Annotated in this window: 20 protein-coding genes and 2 other RNA genes; 8 read left to right on the top strand and 14 right to left on the bottom strand. The window is 70.0% G+C overall.

The features are described 5' to 3' along the window. Window positions 1–32: 32 nt before the first annotated feature. A complete protein-coding gene (locus KTC28_RS09685) occupies window positions 33–1,025 on the top strand; it encodes an SPFH domain-containing protein (protein ID WP_216708711.1) in 993 nt (330 codons plus the stop codon). A gap of 163 nt (window positions 1,026–1,188) precedes the next feature. After that, the gene (locus KTC28_RS09680; protein WP_216708710.1) at window positions 1,189–1,623 is read left to right on the top strand and encodes an NfeD family protein; all 435 of its coding nucleotides are present in this window, start codon (window positions 1,189–1,191) and stop codon (window positions 1,621–1,623) included. 2 nt (window positions 1,624–1,625) lie between these two features. On the opposite strand, the gene KTC28_RS09675 is transcribed toward KTC28_RS09680, so the two are convergent. After that, window positions 1,626–3,044: a tannase/feruloyl esterase family alpha/beta hydrolase gene (locus KTC28_RS09675; RefSeq protein ID WP_216708709.1), complete on the bottom strand. Its 1,419-nt coding sequence runs from the start codon at window positions 3,042–3,044 to the stop codon at window positions 1,626–1,628. Between the two features lie 202 nt (window positions 3,045–3,246). Then, window positions 3,247–3,625, bottom strand: an RNA gene (gene rnpB / locus KTC28_RS09670) — RNase P RNA component class A. 85 nt (window positions 3,626–3,710) lie between these two features. Here rnpB and KTC28_RS09665 point away from each other — a divergent pair. Beyond that, the gene (locus tag KTC28_RS09665; RefSeq protein ID WP_216708708.1) at window positions 3,711–4,007 is read left to right on the top strand and encodes a hypothetical protein; all 297 of its coding nucleotides are present in this window, start codon (window positions 3,711–3,713) and stop codon (window positions 4,005–4,007) included. Here KTC28_RS09665 and KTC28_RS09660 read toward each other — a convergent pair. Further along, window positions 4,004–4,621 (bottom strand): N-acetylmuramoyl-L-alanine amidase, encoded by a 618-nt coding sequence (locus KTC28_RS09660; RefSeq protein WP_216708889.1) that lies wholly within the window; start codon window positions 4,619–4,621, stop codon window positions 4,004–4,006. The genes KTC28_RS09665 and KTC28_RS09660 overlap by 4 nt on opposite strands. Window positions 4,622–4,668: 47 nt before the next feature. Further along, window positions 4,669–5,409, bottom strand: a complete 741-nt coding sequence (locus KTC28_RS09655; protein ID WP_216708707.1) for a J domain-containing protein — start codon at window positions 5,407–5,409, stop codon at window positions 4,669–4,671. Window positions 5,410–5,524: 115 nt separating this feature from the next. Here KTC28_RS09655 and KTC28_RS09650 point away from each other — a divergent pair, with 115 nt between their 5' ends. Continuing rightward, window positions 5,525–6,190, top strand: a complete 666-nt coding sequence (locus tag KTC28_RS09650) for an SDR family oxidoreductase (protein WP_216708706.1) — start codon at window positions 5,525–5,527, stop codon at window positions 6,188–6,190. On the opposite strand, the gene KTC28_RS09645 is transcribed toward KTC28_RS09650, so the two are convergent. From KTC28_RS09645 to KTC28_RS09630, 4 genes are read right to left on the bottom strand one after another with little or no spacing between them, the layout of a single operon-like run. Then, window positions 6,179–6,715, bottom strand: coding sequence for a histidine phosphotransferase family protein (locus KTC28_RS09645; protein ID WP_216708705.1), 537 nt, complete (start codon window positions 6,713–6,715; stop codon window positions 6,179–6,181). The two genes, KTC28_RS09650 and KTC28_RS09645, sit on opposite strands and share 12 nt — an antisense overlap. Beyond that, on the bottom strand, window positions 6,712–7,353 hold the full coding sequence (locus KTC28_RS09640) for a LysE family translocator (protein ID WP_216708704.1): 642 nt from the start codon (window positions 7,351–7,353) through the stop codon (window positions 6,712–6,714). The genes KTC28_RS09645 and KTC28_RS09640 overlap by 4 nt, the downstream gene beginning before the upstream one ends. Before the next feature lie 23 nt (window positions 7,354–7,376). Next, window positions 7,377–7,592 carry a cold-shock protein gene (locus KTC28_RS09635; protein WP_216708703.1) on the bottom strand — a complete coding sequence of 72 codons (216 nt, stop codon included), beginning with the start codon at window positions 7,590–7,592 and terminating at the stop codon, window positions 7,377–7,379. Next, on the bottom strand, window positions 7,593–7,988 hold the full coding sequence (locus KTC28_RS09630; protein WP_216708702.1) for a M67 family metallopeptidase: 396 nt from the start codon (window positions 7,986–7,988) through the stop codon (window positions 7,593–7,595). Between the two features lie 36 nt (window positions 7,989–8,024). On the opposite strand from KTC28_RS09630, the gene KTC28_RS09625 reads away from it, so the two are divergent. The 4 genes from KTC28_RS09625 to mtgA are packed head-to-tail and all read left to right on the top strand — an operon-like array spanning window position 8,025 to window position 11,878. Beyond that, a complete protein-coding gene (locus tag KTC28_RS09625; RefSeq protein WP_216708701.1) occupies window positions 8,025–8,972 on the top strand; it encodes an RluA family pseudouridine synthase in 948 nt (315 codons plus the stop codon). Window positions 8,973–8,992: 20 nt separating this feature from the next. Continuing rightward, entirely contained in the window at window positions 8,993–9,907 is a 915-nt protein-coding gene (rpoH, locus tag KTC28_RS09620) for an RNA polymerase sigma factor RpoH (protein ID WP_216708700.1), read from the top strand. Continuing rightward, window positions 9,834–11,165 (top strand): flavin monoamine oxidase family protein, encoded by a 1,332-nt coding sequence (locus tag KTC28_RS09615; RefSeq protein ID WP_255601883.1) that lies wholly within the window; start codon window positions 9,834–9,836, stop codon window positions 11,163–11,165. The genes rpoH and KTC28_RS09615 overlap by 74 nt, the downstream gene beginning before the upstream one ends. A 23-nt stretch (window positions 11,166–11,188) precedes the next feature. After that, window positions 11,189–11,878 (top strand): monofunctional biosynthetic peptidoglycan transglycosylase, encoded by a 690-nt coding sequence (gene mtgA, locus KTC28_RS09610; RefSeq protein WP_216708699.1) that lies wholly within the window; start codon window positions 11,189–11,191, stop codon window positions 11,876–11,878. 12 nt (window positions 11,879–11,890) lie between these two features. Here mtgA and KTC28_RS09605 read toward each other — a convergent pair whose 3' ends face one another. From KTC28_RS09605 to KTC28_RS09580, 6 genes are all read right to left on the bottom strand, one after another. Then, window positions 11,891–12,217, bottom strand: a complete 327-nt coding sequence (locus KTC28_RS09605; protein ID WP_216708698.1) for a YbaB/EbfC family nucleoid-associated protein — start codon at window positions 12,215–12,217, stop codon at window positions 11,891–11,893. Continuing rightward, window positions 12,210–14,033, bottom strand: coding sequence for a DNA polymerase III subunit gamma/tau (locus tag KTC28_RS09600; RefSeq protein WP_216708697.1), 1,824 nt, complete (start codon window positions 14,031–14,033; stop codon window positions 12,210–12,212). The genes KTC28_RS09605 and KTC28_RS09600 overlap by 8 nt, the downstream gene beginning before the upstream one ends. Before the next feature lie 42 nt (window positions 14,034–14,075). Continuing rightward, window positions 14,076–14,170: signal recognition particle sRNA small type (gene ffs / locus KTC28_RS09595), an RNA gene on the bottom strand. 67 nt (window positions 14,171–14,237) lie between these two features. After that, window positions 14,238–14,573: a 2Fe-2S iron-sulfur cluster-binding protein gene (locus KTC28_RS09590; protein ID WP_216708696.1), complete on the bottom strand. Its 336-nt coding sequence runs from the start codon at window positions 14,571–14,573 to the stop codon at window positions 14,238–14,240. A 19-nt stretch (window positions 14,574–14,592) separates the two neighbouring features. Then, window positions 14,593–15,708, bottom strand: a complete 1,116-nt coding sequence (locus KTC28_RS09585; RefSeq protein WP_216708695.1) for a cysteine desulfurase family protein — start codon at window positions 15,706–15,708, stop codon at window positions 14,593–14,595. After that, window positions 15,705–16,775: a cysteine desulfurase family protein gene (locus KTC28_RS09580; protein ID WP_255601882.1), complete on the bottom strand. Its 1,071-nt coding sequence runs from the start codon at window positions 16,773–16,775 to the stop codon at window positions 15,705–15,707. Before KTC28_RS09580 ends, KTC28_RS09585 begins: the two co-directional genes overlap by 4 nt. Between the last annotated feature and the right edge of the window lie 83 nt (window positions 16,776–16,858).

The raw sequence follows: 16,858 nt of genomic DNA, 5'->3' as shown, positions 1-16,858 counted from the left end.
GGCAAAGCGTCTCGCGTTGCAGGAGTGCACCGATGACGGCGGGGATTTTCGTGCTGGTGCTGCTGGTCGTGGCGGTCGCGGCGCTCGCGCAGGCGGTCGTCGTCGTCAAGCAGGGCTTCGAATACACGCTCGAGCGATTCGGCCGCTTCACCACGACATTGCGCCCCGGCTTCAGCCTGATCACCCCATTCGTCGACCGGATCGGGCGCAAGATCAACATGATGGAGCAGGTCCTCGACATCCCGGGGCAGGAGATTATCACCAAGGACAACGCGATCGTCGCGGTCGACGGGGTCGTGTTCTACCAGGTGCTCGACGCGGCGAAGGCGGCGTATGAGGTCAGCGATCTGTATTCGGCGATCGTCAACCTGACGACGACCAACCTGCGCACCGTCATGGGCGGCATGGACCTCGACGAGACGCTGTCGAAGCGCGACGCGATCAACGCGAAGCTGCTCATCGTCGTCGACCAGGCGACGCATCCGTGGGGCATCAAGATCACCCGCGTCGAGCTGAAGGACATCCGCCCGCCCGCCGACATCGTCAACGCGATGGGCCGGCAGATGAAGGCCGAGCGCGAGAAGCGCGCGAACATCCTCGAGGCCGAAGGCTCGCGGGCGAGCGCGATCCTCCGCGCCGAGGGCGCCAAGCAGGGCCAGATCCTCGAGGCCGAAGGGCGGCGCGAGGCGGCGTTCCGCGACGCCGAGGCGCGCGAGCGCGCGGCACAGGCCGAGGCGACCGCGACCGAACTCGTCTCGGCGGCGATCGCGACGGGCAACCCGCAGGCGCTCAACTATTTCGTCGCGCAGAAGTACGTCGAGGCGATGACCGCGTTCGCGACGTCGCCGAACGCAAAGACGATCTTCATGCCGATCGAGGCGTCGGCGCTGGTCGGGTCGCTCGGCGGCATCGGCGAATTGGTCAAGGCGGTCCGGCCGCAGGGCGACGCGCCAGCGGCACCGGCTCCGAAGGGGTCGGGCACGCCGCAGGTCGGCCAGCAGCGCCGGATCGGCCCGTTCGAGTGACGGCGACGCTCGCTTCCTCCTCCTTACTGGCTCCCCTCCCCTTCAGGGGAGGGGCCGGGGGTGGGGCAGTTGCCGCGAGCCGGATTGCCCGAAGGAGTCCCCACCCCCGGGCCACGCCAAGCGGCGCGTCTCTCGCCCCTCCCCTGAAGGGGAGGGGTAGGAGATGAACCCGACCACCCTTCCCTGGTATTGGGCGACCGCCGCGCTCGTCCTCGCCGCGCTCGAACTCCATGCGCCGGGCGCCTATTTCATCTGGCTTGCTGGCGCAGCCGCGGTCACCGCCGGGTTGGCCTTCGCGATCGACACCGGGTGGCAGTGGCAGATCGTCCACTTCGTCCTGCTCGGCATCATCGCGGTCCTGCTCGGGCGGCAGGTCTTCGGACATCGCATCGTCCGCCGTGCCCCCGGCAAGCTCAACCGCCGCGCCGAGGCGATGATCGGCACCACCGTCACCGTCGTCGACCCGATCACCGGCGGGGTCGGACGCGTTCAGGTCGGCGACTCGCCGTGGCCGGCGGCTGGACCCGACATGGCGGCGGGGACGCTGGCGCGGATCATCCGCGTCGATGGCACGACGCTGGTAGTTGATCCGGCGTAGCGTCAGCGCTCCGCCGTCACCGTCTGCGTCGCCCCGTTCTTGTCGCGCGCGACGACCGCGTCGGGGACCTTCCCCTCCTCGGCCCATTGTTCGAGCGTCGCGAACCAGTCGACCCGCGTCGGCGCATCGCCGCCCGCGCAGTGGAGCATGCCGGGGACCATGAACAGCCGGTAGAAATCGGTGCTCGGCCCCATCTTCGCCTGCACCTGCTTGTAATATTCGAGGCTGTAGCCCGGCGCGATCGCGGGGTCGTTCCAGCCGTGGTACTGGATCAGCTTGCCGCCGCGCGCCTTGAACGCGCCGAGGTCGGGCGAGGCGGCGTCGAGGATCGGGCCAAGCTCGCGGTCGCCCTGAACGATGTCGGCATCGGTCAGGTTCGCCAGTTTGAAGTTCGGGTCCTTTTTGACCAGAAAAGCGAAGTGGTTCAACGGATAGTCGTGGGTCGGGTCGACCCGTCCGGGGGTCGTTGAAATGCCCCAGTCTTTCCAGCTATGGTCGAGCGCCTCGGCCCCCGGCTTGAGGCCAGGCAGCAGCTTGCCGCCGTCGGGATCGCGCGTCCCGCCGTAGATCAGCTTGACCGTCTTGAGCTCGCCCGCGGTCAAGCACGAATCGGTGTCGGCTCCCTTGCACGCGATCGTCGCCGGGTCGAAGCGGCAGCTGCGCTGGTCGGCAATATAGGTCTTGCCGCCGCCGCATGCTTTCAACGCAGCCTCCTGGAGCGCGATCAGCTTGCCGGTCGGCAGCGCGCGTCCCGGCAGCGTGCTGTCGCGGAGAAGCGTCCCGGCGCTGCCCTGGAGCCGCGTCCACCACCACGCCGGGGCGCCCGCGACGATGCCGTCGAAGTCGGCCGGATTGCGCTGCGCGATCATCAGCGCCTCGCGCCCGCCGTCGGAGCAGCCGAAGAAATACGCCTTTTTCGGCACCGCACCGTACGCCGCGAGGATCGCCTTGGCCGCATCGGTCGTCGTCTTGACCGCGCGGCTGCCGAAATCGACGACCTTCTCAGGGTGGCCGAGCGCCCAGCTCGCGTCGGGGTTGACCGTCGTCTGGTGGCCGTCGTCGGTCGCGGCGACGGCATAGCCCTTGGCGAGCCCGAGGAGCATCGTCCCATACGGAATCTGCCCGGCGAAACCGCCGTTGCCGACCTGGAGGAAGCGCCCATTCCAGCCCGCGCCCTCGGGGATCAGCACCTCGAAGCGGATGTCCGAATCGCTCGTCGGGTGCGCCGCGCCTTCGACCCGGCACAAGGCGAACGGGAGCTTGGCGCCCTGCGCGAACGGCAACGGCGTGTCGGCGGCGATGGTGGTGGCGTGGAGCTCGGTCTTGTCGGGGTGGAAGGCGGCAAGGCCGTCGCATCCGGCGGCGGCAGCGGGGACAGCGGCGAACGCCAGCGGCAGGGCAAGCAGGTATTTCGAGCGCATGGCGGTCCCCATCGAGTTTGGACCCGCATGGCGGAGAGATGCGGCGGGGGGAAGAAGTTTCGTTGAGGGATTTGTGACGCGGCGGCGCTGAGGGCGTCGCGGGAAAGCCGCGCCATCAGACGGGTTCGGCGGATAAGCCCGCCGCCCCGCCGGCCGCGCTGGGGCGAGTCGAGGCGCGGCGCGCTCTTTCGCCGCCCTGCGCGTGGCCAGAGGATCTGTAAGCCGGGTTCTGTCCGGGGTGTCGCCACCCGTGGACGGTCATTCCTCTAGGACCGCCATTACTGACGGCCTCAAGCAACCAACCCGGACGACTGGGCCGGTTCCTGCCCTGCGAGCGAACTCGCGCGCCGTCCCTATTCGGTCTTGCTCCCGGTGGGGTTTACCTTGCCGCTCACGTTGCCGCTCGCGCGGTGCGCTCTTACCGCACCCTTTCAGCCTTGCCGGACCGAAGCCCGGCGGTCTCCTCTCTGTGGCACTGTCCCTGGGGTCGCCCCCGCCGGGGGTTACCCGGCACCGTCGTTCCGTGGAGCCCGGACTTTCCTCCCCTCCCCTGCGGGAGCGGCGACCGTCCAATCCTCTGGCCTGTTCGGGGGCTTAGCGGTCAACCCCCGGCTTGCCAAGCCACGCCCCCCGGTTCAGAGGGACGCCATCGTTTGCGGAGGTCTAATGCGTCGCGCCGTCATCATCGTGCTGGTCGTAGCACTCGCGGGCTGCACCACCGTCCGCAAGGGCCTCGGCGCGTACCAGAAGGAAGCCGACAAGGGCGTCACGCTCGGGGACAGCGGCCGCCCGGGCGGAACCGCGCCGCCGAACTCGGCGGGCGAGAATACCGACACGAGCACCAAGCCCGCAGGCGGCAAGGACAAGAAGACCAAGGCGGCGGTCCTCCCCGGCGGTCTCGGCGGCGACAAGGAGCACCGGGCTTACACCGGCGACGCACCGCCGCTCATCCCCCCGCGTTAAAGGTCGGGGCGGAGCAGCCCGAACAGGATCGCGCGGCACTCGGCGTCGATGGCGCCGCCGATGTCGCCGGGCCGGAAGTGGCGCTGGAAGGCGACAACCGCCGGCTGCGCCTCGGTGACGTCGTAACCGTATCGCCCTAATGCCGTCATGAACCCGGCGTCGGTCCAGTTGGGGTCGGTCCGCGCCGCCGGGATGCGATCGGCGAGCCCGGCGCGGGCGAGGCGCGGCCAGTCGAACAGCTCGCCCGGGTCGTCCTTGCGCGCGGGGGCGATGTCGCTGTGGCCGACGGTCATCGCGGGGGCGACTTGCCAGCGCCCGGCGATGTCGCGGACGAGCGCCTCGACCGCGTCCATCTGCGGCGCGGGGAACGGGCGATAGCCAAATTCATGCCCGGGATTGACGATCTCGATGCCGACGCTCGCGCTGTTGACGTCGACGATGCCGCGCCACCAGCTTTTGCCTGCGTGCCACGCGCGGTTCGCCTCGTCGACCATGCGGACGACGACCCCGTCCTCGGCGACGACATAATGCGCCGACACCTTGGCGACCGGGTCGGCGAGCCGGTCGAGCGCTGCAGCGGCGCTCTGCATGCCGGTGTAATGCAGCACGATCATCGAGATCGGCAGCGTCCGCGCGTCGAAATTGGGACTCGCCCGCTCGATCACGCCGCGCCGACTGCCTCGTCCGGAGCCGCACCGCGCCGCGCGACTTCGGCATACGCCGCGTTGATCGCCGCCATCCGCGCCTCGGCGACGCGAAGGAACTCGGGCGGGGTGCCCGCCGCCATGTGCCGGTCGGGGTGGTACGTCTTGACCAGCCCGCGATACGCCGCGCGGATTTCGCCCAGCGAGGCTCCGGGAGCGATGCCGAGGACGACGAACGGGTCGTCTTTCGCCGGGGCGATGTGGCGCGCGCGGATGCGGGCATAAGCGGCGGGGTCGAAACCGAGCCGGTCGGCGACGACGCGCAGATATTCGAGCTCGTCGGGGTGGACGCCGTCGGTCACCGCGATCAGCAGCAGCGCCTCGAGCAGGTCCTCGAGCACCGGCGTCCCCGGCCCGAGCAGCTTCGCGGCCTGTGACGCGTACGCCTCGAACCCTGCCGTCGATCCCTGTGCCATGCGGTAGAAGCGCGTCGCGTTGGCGCGCTCGCCGTCAGGAACGCGGAACAGCCGTTCGAAGGTGGCGAATTCGGTCGCCGTCGCCTCGCCGTCGGCGCGCGCCATCTTCGCCGCGAGCGCGATCGCGGCGATGGTGAAGGCGACCTGCCGCCGCTCGGCGGTCGGCGCGCGCAGGTTGGCGAGGTTCGCGGTGGTGCCCGCAGCGCCCCCGGCCAGCAACCCGAGCGGGCCGCCGAGCAACAGCCCGACGCTCGTCCCAAGGAGCTTACGCCAGATCGTCATGCCGCTCCCTGCTTCACCGAGTCGCCGTCCATCGAGTTGACGTCACCTCCTGATAGGCGATTAATCGCGCCAGCGTGAGCGGGATATTGCCGCATTGCAGCAGGAGTTCGAGTCAATGCCGAGCGTCGTCATCGTCGGAGCCAGCCGCGGCATCGGCCGCGAGTTCGTCCGCCAGTATCTCAGCGACGGCTGGACGGTCGTCGCCACCGCGCGGTCGCCCGAGCAGGTCGCCGAACTCGCCGCCGCCGGGGCGAGCGCATTCCACGCCGACACCACCGACGAGGCGTCGCTGACCGCGCTCGCCGCCGCCGCGCCCGGGCCGCACGACTTGGTCATCCTCAATGCCGGGATCGGTGCCCGCGACGGCACGCTCGCCGCGATCGACGCGACGAAATGGGCCGAGGTGATGGCGGTCAACGCGCTCGGCCCGCTGATCGCGGCGCGCGCGCTGGCACCTACTGTCCGCGACGGCGGGACGATCGCGGCGCTGTCGTCGACGCTCGGCTCGATCGGCGCGAACACCGGCGGCGGGCTGTACACTTACCGGATGTCGAAGGCGGCGCTCAATGCCGGGCTCAAGACGATGGCGATCGAGCTCAAGCCCCGCGCGATCGCGGTCGCGGCGCTCCACCCCGGCTGGGTCAAGACCGACATGGGCGGTGCCGGGGCCGAGGTCGCGGTCGACGCGTCGGTTACCGGGCTGCGGCAGGTCATCGCCGGACTGACCCCCGACAAGTCCGGGGTCTTCCTCGATTACCGTGGCAACGCGCTACCGTGGTAGGCTGAAGCGAAGGCCGTCGGCAGTCTGAACGAGTTCGACCGGCCCCGCGACGGCGAAGATCACCCCGGCGAGCGCGCCGCGCGAGGCGGTCACCGCATCTCCCGCGAACGCAGCCGCGACCGCGTCGTCGAGCCGGACCTTCGCCCCGCTCAGCGTGACGCCGCCGTCGTCGACCGCGATCCGCCCGCCGGCGGGTGCAGCTTCGGCAGCGCACATCGCGAGACCGAGGAGCTGCGCGGCGTGCGCGGCGTCGCGCGGATCGGCGGCCCAGTCGAGCGTCGTCGCGTCGCGGGTCTTGAGCCACGCCGCGAGCAACCCCTGTGCCGGCGTCGCATCCTCCGGCGGCGCAAGGACGAAGCGGTGGAGGCGGAGCGATGCAACCGCCGACGCGGCCCCATCGGCGATCAGCGCGCGCAGTTCGGGGTCGCCGTCGTCGAGCAAATCGATCCCGGTCGAGATCGCGCCGATCGGTCCGGCAAGATCGTGCGTCAGGCGCATCGCCACGAGGGCGGCAAGTGTCGTCATCGCTGAATTACTCCGGTTACGACTGCCGCGACGGCAAACGCCCCGAGCGCGATCGCGGTGCCCTTGTTGAGCTTCTTGAGGTGGCCGTCGTTGATCCGCCCGCGCAACCGCCGCGCGACGCTCGTCACCGCGAGCCACCACAGCATCGATCCGGTGAAGGTCCCCGCGACGACCATCGCCGCGTTGATCAGATGCTCGGGCGAATCGTGGCCGATATCGGTGAAGCCGACCGCGCCGAATGCGCCGATGAAGAACAGGATCGTCGCCGGGTTGGTCAGCGTCAGGGTCAACGTCGCCAGCGCCATCCGCACCGCCGAAACCTGGTCCTCGTCGCCGCGCAGCTTCGGCGCCGACCGCCAGATGAAGACCGCGAAGACGAGCATGATCAGCCCGCCGCCGAGCCGGATCGCAAGCGCGTGTTCGGCGAGCAGTTGGGTCACCGCGCTGACGCCGAACGCCGCCGCTGCTGCGAACAGCGAATCGCCGACCGCCCCGCCCGCACCGAGCAGCAGTGCGCCCGCGGTGTGCGCGGTCAACGTCCGCTGGATGACGAGCAAATTGACCGGGCCGACCGGCGCGGCGGACGCGATGCCGATCAGCGCGCCCATCGGGAAATACAGTGTCGACAGGATACTCATCGCAACTCACTCATCGCGTTAGCTCACTGGGTTTCGATCGCGCGCAGCCCGAGCGCAATCAGCCGCCCGTCGGTCGTCTGGGTCAGTTCGAACTCGATTCGCTGCCCGGCCTCGAGCATCCCGAACGGCGACCGGGCGACCGCCGACAGATGGACGAAAACGTCGCGCGGCCCGGCGTCGGGGCGGATGAAGCCGAACCCCTTGCGCGGGTCGAACCACTTGACCTCGCCCGTCGCCATTCAGGTGGCGACCAGCGCGACCGCGGCGAAGCGCCCGTGCACCGGCCCATCGGCGACGACGCGCCACGCGGCGACGATGCCCCCTGCAGCGATCAGCCATAGCCTGCCGTCCTCCACTGCGCGCGCGGCGTCGGTAGCCGAAGGCTCGGTCGAGCCGTTGGGGTGCGAATGATACCAGCCGAGCACTTTGCGCCCCGCCGCTCGGGCACTGCGATGCGCGCGGAGCAACGCCGCCGGGTCGATCTCGAAGGCGCGTTCAGGATGCGCGGCGACGTTAGTCGCGGCCTCGGCGGCGTCGATCGCGGCGTCGCCGAAGACGATGCCGCACGCTTCGGCAGGTGTGGCGCGGCGAGCATGGTCGAGAATCGAAACCAGCGCGGTGCTTGCAATCGCCATCTTCATCCCGACATCGGCTAAGCGATGGGGGAAGAAATGTCGACAGCAGTGGCGGTTACCGTCACGCCCGAAATGGCGGGGTGGCGGATCGACCGCGCGCTTGCCGTGCTGATCCCGACGATGTCGCGCGAGCGGTTGAAGGCGTTGATCGGCGCGGGGCAGGTGACCGGCGCGAACGGCGCCCACCAGCGCGACCCGGCGCGCAAGGTTGCTCCCGGCGACGCGCTGACCGTCGTCGTCCCGCCCGCGACCACGCCCGACGCGGTGGCGCAGGACATCCCGCTGACGATCGTCTTCGAGGACGATCACTTGCTTGTCGTCGACAAGCCCGCCGGGCTCGTCGTCCACCCGGCGGCGGGCAATCTCGACGGGACGATGGTCAACGCGCTCCTCCACCACTGCGCCGGGCGGCTGTCGGGGATCGGTGGGGTCGCGCGCCCCGGCATCGTCCACCGCATCGACAAGGACACGTCGGGACTGCTCGTCGTCGCCAAGACCGACCCGGCGCATGAGGCGCTGTCGCGTCAGTTCGCCGCGCATACCGTCGAGCGCCGCTACACCGCCGTTGTCGGCGGCCAGCCGCTTCCCGCCGACGGTACCATCACCGGCTCGCTCGCGCGGTCGTCGGCCAATCGGCAGAAGATGGCGATCGTCGCTGAAGGTCGCGGCAAGCATGCCGTGACACACTATCGCACTGTAACGCCGCTGGCCGACGCAGCGAAGATCGAGTGCCGGCTAGAAACCGGCAGGACGCATCAGATCAGGGTTCACATGGCATCGATCGGTCATCCGCTCATCGGCGACCCGGCTTACGGACGGACCCTGAAGCCGCATCGGGCCGTTCTGTCGGAGCTTGGTTTCGCCCGCCAGGCGCTGCACGCGGCGACGCTAGGGTTCGTTCATCCTGTCACCCAAGAAAAACTTTCGTTCCATTCCGACCTGCCGCGCGATATAGTGGACTTAATCGGTCGTCTTTCATTGTGAACGACCGGCAAGGGAGCCTTATGGCCACGACGAAGAATCTTCCCGCCAAGACCTCGATCCCGACGATGGGGGGCGAGGCCGGACTCAATCGCTATCTGTCCGAAATCCGTAAGTTTCCGCTGCTCGCCCCCGAGCAGGAGTATATGCTTGCCAAGCGCTGGGCCGAGCATCAGGACCCCGAGGCTGCCGCCAAGCTGGTGACGAGCCACCTGCGTCTCGTTGCCAAGATCGCAATGGGCTACCGCGGCTATGGCCTGCCGGTCGCCGAGCTGATTTCCGAAGGCAACATCGGGCTGATGCAGGGCGTCAAGAAGTTCGACGCCGAACGCGGCTTCCGCCTCGCGACCTACGCGATGTGGTGGATTCGCGCCTCGATCCAGGAATTCATCCTGCGCTCGTGGAGCCTCGTCAAGATCGGCACCACCGCCAACCAGAAGAAGCTGTTCTTCAACCTCCGCCGGATGAAGGGCAAGATCAACGCGATGGAGGACGGCGACATGAAGCCGGCCGACGTCACCAAGATCGCGACGACGCTGGGCGTCACCGAGACCGAAGTCATCTCGATGAACCGCCGCATGGCGATGGGCGGCGACACCAGCCTCAACGCGCCGCTGCGCGAGGAGGGCGAGGGCGAGTGGCAGGACTGGCTGACCGACACCGGTCCGATCCAGGATGAGATCGTCGCCAACGAGCAGGAGAAGACCCAGCGTCACGAACTGCTGGTCGATGCGATGAGCGACTTGAACGACCGCGAGAAGCACATCCTGACGCAGCGCCGCCTGATCGACGATCCCGAGACGCTCGAGGAACTGTCGCAGCAATACGGCATCAGCCGCGAGCGCGTCCGCCAGATCGAGGTCCGTGCCTTCGACAAGCTCCAGCGCGCGATGCGGACGCTGGCGGGCGAGCGGCGGCTGCTGCCCGAGCCGGCGTAACATCGCCTTCGACGCGGTCATCGTCGGCGCAGGCGCCGCCGGCCTCGCCGCCGCCCGGCGGCTGGCCGACGGCGGCGCGAGCGTCGTCGTCCTTGAAGCCGGCGATCGGGTCGGCGGGCGCGCGCATACCGTCATCCGTGAGGGCTACGCGCTCGATCTCGGCTGCGGCTGGCTGCATTCCGGCGAGCGCAATCCATGGACTGCGGTCGCCGAGGCGGCAGGGCTGACCGTCGACCGCTCGCCCGCGCGCTGGGACACGCAATGGCGCGATCTCGGCTTTCCGCCTGCCGACCAGGCGGCGTTCGGCGCGGCGTTTGCTGCGTTCGACGAGGAGGTCGAGCGGCGGGCCACCTTGCCCGACGTGCCGCTCGCCGATGCCCTTCCCGCTGCTGGCGACTGGGCGGGTGCAGTCGACGCCGTCGTCGGCTACCTCGACGGCGTCGCGGCGAGGGCGGTTTCGCTCCACGACCATGCCGCCTTCGATGCCGCCGCCTCGGACAATAATTGGCGCGTCCGCGAGGGGCTTGGAACCGCCGTCGCGACATTGGCCGTCGGGCTCGATATCCGGCGGAACACGGCAGTGACAGCGATCGCGGTCGGCAGCGATGCGGTCCGCGTGACGACGTCCGCCGGGGTCGTCGAGGCAGCGACGGCGATCGTCACCGTCTCAACCGCCGTCCTCACCCGGATCGCTTTCACCCCCGAACTGCCCGGCCACCTCGCCGCCGCCGGCGACCTGCCGCTCGGCGACGTCGGCAAGGTCTTCCTCCACATCGACGGGCCGACCGACTTCCCTGTCGACGGCCACCTTCGCGGGCATCCGCGCGCATTATGCTCGGCCAGCCACCGGCTTCGCCCGTTCGGCTGGCCCGTGATCGAAAGCTATTTCGGCGGTCCCTACGCCGCCGACCTCGCCGCCGCTGGCCCGGCGGCGGCGATCGACGCGATGATCACCGAGTTGTGCGGATTGCTCGGATCCGACTGGCGAGCGCGGTTCCGGCCCTTGGCGGTCAGCGGCTGGCGCGCCGAGCCGTTTATCGGCGGCGCGTGGAGTCATGCCCGCCCCGGCCGCCGTGATGCCCGCCGGGCAATCGTCGAGCCGGTCGCGGGCCGATTGTTCTTCGCCGGCGAGGCAGGCGCGCTCGACGATGTCGGTACCGCGCACGGCGCGCATGCCACCGGGGTCGCTGCGGCGACCGCCGCGCTCGCCGTCTTGGCGCAACCCGCCTTGACGTCGCCCGAGGCTGTCGCCCAATAGCCCCGCGTAGTTAGGGGAGCCGGGTGGTGCGAACGGTCGGCTGGCTCCTCGGCAAGCTCGTCACCGTGGCGATAGTCGCCGTGCTGTTCGCGGTCGCGTGGGCGCTCGCCTATCGCTGGATCGACCCGCCGATAACCGTGCCGATGATCCGCGACGCGCTCGCCGGGCAGCATGTCGAGCGGACGTGGGCGCGGCTCGACCAGATCGCGCCGGCGATGCCGCGCGCGGTGATCGGCGCCGAGGATTCGACATTCTGCTCGCACCACGGCTTCGATTTCGGCGCGATCGAGCACGCCGCCGAGAAGAACGCGACGTCGCGCAAGGTCATCGGCGGCTCGACGATCTCGCAGCAGACCGCGAAGAACGCCTTCCTCTGGCCGGGTCGCTCGTACCTCCGCAAGGGGCTCGAGGCATATTTCACCGTCCTGATCGAGGCGATGTGGGGCAAGCCGCGGATCATGGAGGTCTATCTCAACATCGCCGAACTCGGCCCCGGCATCTACGGCGTCGAGGCCGCGGCACAGCATTATTTCGGGGTCAGCGCCGCCCGGCTGAGCCCGGCGCAAGCCTCGCGCATCGCCGCGATCCTGCCGCAGCCGATCAAGCGCGACGCCGCCGCCCTCCACGGCGCGGTCAAGCGCCACGCCCGCGCGATCGAGCGGCGGATCGGGGTGGTGCGGCGCGATGCGATCGACGGGTGCCTGGCGGACTGAAGCCGCGCTGGGTTACATCCCCGGCAGCTTGAACCCCGGCGGCAGCGGCAGGCCGGCGGTCATCTTCTGCATCTCGGCGTGTCCGACGGCGTCGGCCTTGCCCTTGGCGTCGTTGAACGCAGCGACAATCAGGTCTTCGAGCATGTCCTTGTCGGCGGTGTTGAGCAGCGACGGGTCGATGTCGACGCCGATGATGCGGCCTTTCGCGGTCGCGCGGACCTTGACCAGACCGCCGCCCGCCGCGCCCTCGACCTCGATCCCGTCGAGGCTCGCCTGCGCCTTGGCCATGTCGGCCTGGAGGCCCTGCGCCATCTTCATGATGTCGTCCATGTTAGGCATCGGCTGAATTCCTGTGCGGTAAATCGTCGGGGTCGGCGGCATCGATACCAAGCAAAGTCGCGTCGGGGAATGCCGCGAGGATCTGCCGCACGAGCGGGTCGGCCATCGCCGCGTCGCGCGTCGCCTGGATCCGCGCCTCGGCCTGTTCGTGGAGCGTCCGCGCGCCGCCGTCGCGCGCCAGTGTCACCGTCCAGCGCGTGCCTCCCGTCGCCTTGCCGAGCGCGAGCATCAGCTGCTGCGCGAAGCCGGGGCCGAGGTCGGACGGCGCGACGATCGTCAGGGTCGGCGGAGCGTAATCGACCAGCCGGACGACGTCGTGGAGGACGTGCGCGAGGCGCGGTTCGCGAGATTCCTCCATCAACGCGACGAGACCGGGATAGTCGGTGGGGAGCGTGGGGAATGGCGCAGGCGAGGCACTTGCCGCTGGCGGCGCAATTGGCGCTCGAGCGGACGATCCCTCCCCCCTTTCGTCGTCCCGGCGCAGGCCGGGACCCATATCTCCGCGAGCCGTGCCGGTGGCGAGATGGGTCCCGGCCTGCGCCGGGATGACGGCTGAAAGTGCGGAAATACCCTGAGCAGCGGGCGCGGCGTGTGGAAGGGCGGGCGCGGCAGGCCCATCCTCCCCGCGCTCGGTCAGCTTGCGGACCAGCTCCCCCGGATCGGGCAGCGCGCTCGCGTGGATGATCCGTAGCAGCGCCATCTCCGCCGCCTGCACCGGCACCGGCGCGGCGTGAACCTCGGCCAGCCCCTTGAGCAATAACTGCCACAGCCGGTGGAGATTGGGGAACGACAGCCGCGTCGCCCAGTCGCGGACGACCGCGCGCTCCTCGGCGCTCATCGCCGCGTCGTCGGCGTCGGCGACCTTGAACCGCGTGATCGTGTGGACGAGTTCGAGCAGTTCCTGCACGACCTGCGCCGGATCGGTGCCGAGGTCGTAGCTGTCCTTGAACGCCGACAGCGCCGACGCTGCCTCGCCCGCCAGCAGCAGCGCCATCAGCGAGCGGACCGCGCCGCGGTCCGACAGGCCGAGCATGTCGCGGACGGCAACGGCGGTGATCGCCCCCGCGCCGTGCGCGATCGCCTGGTCGAGGATCGACAGCCCGTCGCGGACCGATCCCTCCGCCGCGCGCGCGATCAGCGCGAGCGCCTCGGGCTCGGCGGTCGCGTCCTCGAGCGCGACGATCCGCGCGAAATGGTCGGCGAGCATCTCGCTCGGGATGCGGCGCAGGTCGAAGCGCTGGCAGCGCGACAGGACGGTGACCGGCAGCTTGCCGACCTCGGTCGTCGCGAAGATGAACTTGACGTGCGGCGGCGGCTCCTCGAGCGTCTTCAACAGCGCGTTGAACGCGTTCTTCGACAGCATATGGACTTCGTCGACGATGTAGATCTTGTAGCGCGCCGAGACGCTGGCATAGCGCACCGCCTCGATGATCTCGCGGACGTCGTCGACCCCGGTGTTCGACGCCGCGTCCATCTCGATGACGTCGATATGGCGCCCGGCGGCGATCGCGACGCACGGCTCGCAGACCCCGCAGGGCGCGATCGTCGGGCCGCCGGTGCCGTCGGGGCCGATGCAGTTCAATGCCTTGGCGATGATCCGCGCGGTCGAGGTCTTGCCCACCCCGCGCACGCCGGTCAGCAGCCACGCCTGCGCCAGCTGCCCGCGCGCGATCGCGTTGCCGAGCGTCCGCACCATCGCCTCCTGCCCAAGCAGCGAGGCGAAGTCGCCGGGGCGGTACTTGCGGGCAAGGACGCGATATTCGACCGCCGGGGGAGCGGCGGGGGCTTCGGCGGCGGCGGCGAACAGCTCACTCATGGCGCAGTGGTGAAGCCTTCGGCAGTCGGTTGCAACGGCGTTGGGTGGGAGCCGGGAACGACCCAGAGCGGATTCGTTACGGCTGCTTCCTTCCGGACCTGACCGGGTTGGCGATAACTCTGCCCGCCCGACTCCCGCGACCGATATGGGCGAGGCGGCGGCGCGACGCAAGCACCGGCTGCGCCCGGCCGGGACTCCTGGTGCCTAGCGCCCGGTCATGTCGTGGCTCGCGGCAGGCATTTTGACCTCGAGCGTGGCGAGGTCGTCGGTCAGCCAGATCTGGCACGCCAGTCGCGAGGTGCGCGACGCCCCGTAGGCGAAGTCGAGCATGTCCTCCTCCTCGGCGGTCGCTTTCGGCAGCCGGTCGAAATCTTCCGGTTTGATCAGCACGTGGCACGTCGAGCACGCCATCGCCCCCTCGCACGCGCCTTCGAGCGGCTGGTCGTTATTCTGCGCGAGGTCGAGCAGGCGGGTGCCTGCCGGAGCCGTGATCTCGACAACGCGCTTGCCGTCGGCGGAGACGAAACGGACGAGTGTCATGTCGCGATGTGCCCGAGGTTCATGCGGCGCGGCTATGAAGGCGGCGCGCGGCCGCGGTCAAGACGGCAGCGGCGGTGTCGATCTCGGCGTCGGTGGTGAAGCGCCCCCAGCCGATCCGCAGCCCGGGGACCGACCCGGCCATCGCCGCGAGAACATGGCTCGGGCGGCCGCTCGCGCTCGCGCACGCCGACCCGGTCGAGACAGCGAGGTCGCGGACGGCGCTGAACAGCCGCGCTGGATCGACCTCCGGAAAGCCGAGATTGACAGTACCGAACCAGCGGTCGGTGAGCGCGCCATTGACGCGGTACGCGACGTCGATCCCGCCGAGCAGCCGGTCCCACAAAGCGCGGGCATGCGCGGCGTCGATGGCCATGCGCTCGCCCGCGATGGCCGCCGCGGTGCCGAGCCCGACGCACAGCGCAGGCGACAAAGTGCCTGACCGCCCATCCTCCTGCCCGCCGCCGTGGAGCAGCGGGGTCAGCGCGACGCCCGCCCGCCGGTAGAGCGCGCCAACGCCCTTCGGGCCGTAGATCTTGTGCGCGGTCAGGCTAAGCAGGTCGACGCCGAGCGCGGTGCAGTCGACCTTGCCGAACCCCTGCGCTGCGTCGCAGTGCATCAGCGCCCCCGCCGCGTGCGCGCACGCCGCGATGTCCGCAACCGGCTGGATCACCCCTGTCTCGTTGTTGACCAGCATCGCCGAGACCAGCGCAACGTCGTCGCCCATCGCCGCGTCGAGTGCCGCCAAATCGACGATCCCGTCGGGCCGCACCCCGACGATCGTCAGCGCGCAGCCGATGCTTTCGAGCCACCGCGCGGTTTCGAGAACGCAGCTATGCTCGGTCGCCAGCGTCACCAGCCGCCGCCGCGTCTGTCCGGGCGCGGTCATCACCCCCTTGAGCGCCCAGTTGACCGATTCGGTCGCCCCGCCAGTGAACGACACGGTCTCCGCCGCCGCGCCGAGCAGCGCCGCGACCTGCCCGCGCGCCACCTCGATCGCCGCGTCGGCCTCGTAGCCCCACAGATGCGGCGAATGCGGATTGCCGAACTTGTCCGCCAGCCACGGCTGCATCGCCGCGAGCACCGCCGGATCGAGCGGCGTCGTCGCGGCATAATCGAGGTAGATCGGGCGGGTCACGCCGCGCGCCGCCCCAGCCGGTCGGCCATCGCGCGCCACGCCGCGGCGAAGGCGTCGACGTCCGCCGCGGTCGTCGTCCAGCCGAGACTGACGCGGATCGCCTCCCCCGCCGCTCCCGCACCGACCCCCATCGCGCCGAGAACGTGGCTCGTCTTGACCTTGCCCGACGAGCACGCTGCCCCGGCGCTGGCCGCGAATCCGGCGAGGTCGAGCGCCATCAACTGCGTCATCGCCGCGACCCCGGGGAGTCCGATGCACGCGATCGTCCCAAGGCGCGCTGCCCCCGAGCCGTGGACGATCGCCCCCGGCAACTGCACTTCGAGGCGCTCGCTGAGCCGCGTCGCCCGGTCGAGCCACCCTCCATCGGCAGCGCGCGCGGTCAGCGCGGCGGCGAACCCGGCGATCCCCGGCAGATTCTCGGTCCCCGCGCGCTGCCCCCGCTCCTGCCCGCCGCCCTTCGCCACCGCCGCGACGTGATCCCGCACGATCAGCGCACCGACCCCCGGCGACCCGCCCAGCTTGTGCGCCGACACCGCGACGTAATCAGCTTGCGGAAGCGGCAGCTTGCCTGCCGACTGGACCGCGTCGACGAGCAGCGTGCCGCCGCGCGCTGCGACCATCTCGGCGACCTCGGCGACCGGCTGGATCACACCCGTCTCGTTATTGACGTGCATTACCGCGACGAGCGGGCGTTCGATGGTCGCGAGCATCGTATCGAGCGCGGAAAAGTCGACCACCCCGTTCGCATCGACCGGGATCACCCCCGCACCCGGAGCCTGCGCCCGCACCGCATCGTGCTCGACCGCCGAGATCAGCCGCTGCGGCGACTGCGCCAGCGCCAGCCCGAGCGCCTCGGTCCCGCCGCCGGTAAACACGATCGACCGCGCCGGACACCCCAGCGCCGCCGCAACGTCCGCCCGCGCCGCTTCGAGCAGCCCATGCGCCCGCCGTCCCGCCCCATGGACCGAAGACGGGTTCGCCCAGGCGCGCGCGGCATCGGCCATCGCGTCGATCGCGGCGGGGTCAATCGGCGCGGTTGCGGCCCAGTCGAGATAGATTGGCGTCAAACGGGCTCCGGAACGGGTTTGCGTTGCGACTTTACGGCGGCTCCATATATAGGAAATGTCCGCGCCGACGCGCATCCATTTCA

Source organism: Polymorphobacter megasporae, from assembly GCF_018982885.2.
Lineage (GTDB): Bacteria > Pseudomonadota > Alphaproteobacteria > Sphingomonadales > Sphingomonadaceae > Polymorphobacter_B > Polymorphobacter_B megasporae.
Note: the sequence above shows the minus strand (reverse complement) of the source record. Positions and strands in the feature narration are given on the sequence as shown.